Origin of the sequence: Streptomyces sp. SID1328 (assembly GCF_009865595.1) — a bacterium.
In the GTDB taxonomy this organism is placed as follows: Bacteria; Actinomycetota; Actinomycetes; order Streptomycetales; family Streptomycetaceae; genus Streptomyces; species Streptomyces griseoluteus.
In genome coordinates, this window is the sequence record NZ_WWKH01000893.1 from 1 (window position 1) to 2,091 (window position 2,091).

1 protein-coding gene and 1 pseudogene are annotated in these 2,091 nt (G+C 74.4%); one reads left to right on the top strand and one right to left on the bottom strand.

What is annotated here, in order from left to right; translation table 11 throughout:
* Nucleotides 1-216, bottom strand: a pseudogene (locus tag GT030_RS28720) (O-antigen polymerase); the annotation flags it as partial.
* Between the two features lie 203 nt (nt 217-419).
* Between GT030_RS28720 and lnt the strand changes: the two are divergent.
* Nucleotides 420-2,024, top strand: coding sequence for an apolipoprotein N-acyltransferase (gene lnt, locus GT030_RS28725; protein WP_161203580.1), 1,605 nt, complete (start codon nt 420-422; stop codon nt 2,022-2,024).
* Nucleotides 2,025-2,091 lie beyond the last annotated feature (67 nt).

The following is a 2,091-nucleotide window of genomic DNA, read 5'->3' on the forward strand; positions in this document are numbered from 1 at the left end:
CGGCGCGGCCACCGGGAGCAGTGCCCCCGACATCCGTCCCGCCGCGCAGCCCGCCGCGGTGGCGAGCACCGCCAGCAGCATCCCCTCCGGCCGGCCGTCGTGCGCCGCCGCCGACATCAGCGACCAGGCCGCGCACAGCCCGAGCAGGATCATCCCCGCACCGTCGGACACCCTTCGTCCCGCACGGTCCGCGTCCGGCCCGGACGCGCACTCCATCCCCGTCGACGCCACCCGTAGCCCCTCGCACCCGGTCCCCCGACCTGTGGCCGCACCTCGCGACGGCATCCGGCCGGGACCGGCCGCACCGCCGAGGCTCGGATCACGCTAATGGCTGCGGGCCGATTTGTGGACGAGTTGCGCGGGAATGCCGTGATGACCGGCATGTCAGGGGGTGTGCGGACCGCCGTACACTCCCCAGGGTGACCGTCACCGCAACTTCCGTGGACCGGCCGGACCGGCTCCAGCAGCCTCCGGCCAAGGGCGCGCGAGCCCGTTTGATCCGCCTGGTCCCGGCCCTCGTGTCCGCGCTGAGCGGCGTGCTCCTCTACATCAGCTTCCCGCCCCGCACCCTGTGGTGGCTGGCGCTGCCCGCCTTCGCCGGTTTCGCCTGGGCGCTGCGCGGCCGGACCTGGAAGACGGCGCTCGGCCTCGGCTACCTCTTCGGCCTCGGCTTCCTGCTGCCGCTCCTGGTGTGGACCGGCGTGGAGGTCGGCCCCGGCCCCTGGATCGCCCTGGTCGTCATCGAGGCGGTCTACATCGCCCTGGTCGGCGCCGGCGTCGCCGCCGTGTCCCGGCTGCCCGGCTGGCCCGTGTGGGCGGCGGCGCTGTGGACCGCCGGAGAAGCGGTACGCGCGCGGATGCCGTTCGGCGGCTTCCCCTGGGGCAAGGTCGCCTTCGGTCAGGCGGACGGCGTCTTCCTGCCGCTCGCGGCGCTGGGCGGCACCCCGGTGCTCGGCTTCGGCGTCGTCCTGTGCGGCTTCGGCCTCTTCGAGATCGTCCGGCTGGTCCTGCGCCGCCGCGACAGCGAGGTACGGCGGTGCGCCGCCGCCGTCGCGCTGCTCAGTGTCGCGGTGCCGGTGGTGGGCGCGGTCGGCGCCCGTGCGCTGGTCAGCGACAAGGCCGAGGCGGGGACCGCGACCGTGGCGGTGATCCAGGGGAACGTGCCGCGCGCGGGGCTGGAGTTCAACGCCCAGCGGCGCGCCGTGCTCGACTACCACGCGCAGGAGACCCGCCGTCTCGCCGCCCGGGTCGCGGCGGGCAAGGAGCCGCGCCCCGACTTCGTGCTCTGGCCGGAGAACTCCTCCGACATCGACCCCTTCGCGGCCCCCGACGCGGCCGCCGTCATCCAGGGCGCCGCCGAGGCGATCGACGCGCCCGTCTCGGTCGGCTCGGTCGTCGAGCGGGACGGCAGGCTCCTGAACGAGCAGATCCTCTGGGACCCGGTCAAGGGACCGCTCCAGACCTATGACAAGCGCCAGGTGCAGCCCTTCGGTGAGTACCTCCCGATGCGCTCGCTCATCGGCGCGATCAACGGCGAGTGGACCAGCATGGTCCGCCAGGACTTCAGCCGGGGCGACAAGCCGGGCGTCTTCGGCTTCGGCCGCGTCAAGGTCGGCCTCGCCACCTGCTACGAGGCCGCGTTCGACTGGGCGGTGCGGGACACCGTCACCCACGGCGCCCAGATGATCTCCGTGCCGAGCAACAACGCCACCTTCGACCGCAGCGAGATGACCTACCAGCAGCTCGCCATGTCCCGCGTCCGCGCCGTCGAGCACAGCCGCACCGTGACCGTGCCCGTGACCAGCGGTGTCAGCGCGGTGATCATGCCGGACGGGCGGGTCGCGCGGCACACCGGCATGTTCGTCCCCGCCCACATCGACATGAAGGTGCCGCTGCGCACCTCCGAGACGCCCGCGACCCGGCTCGGCATCCTGCCCGAGGTGGCGCTGCTGCTGGTCGCGGCGGGCGGTCTGGGCTGGGCGGGCGCGGTGGCGGCACGCGGCCGGCGGGCCTCCGGCGGCTAGCCGTAGGACCGGCCGGACGCGCCTGGTCGTGGCGGCCGGCCGGAGTCCGGCCGTTTAGGGTCGGGGC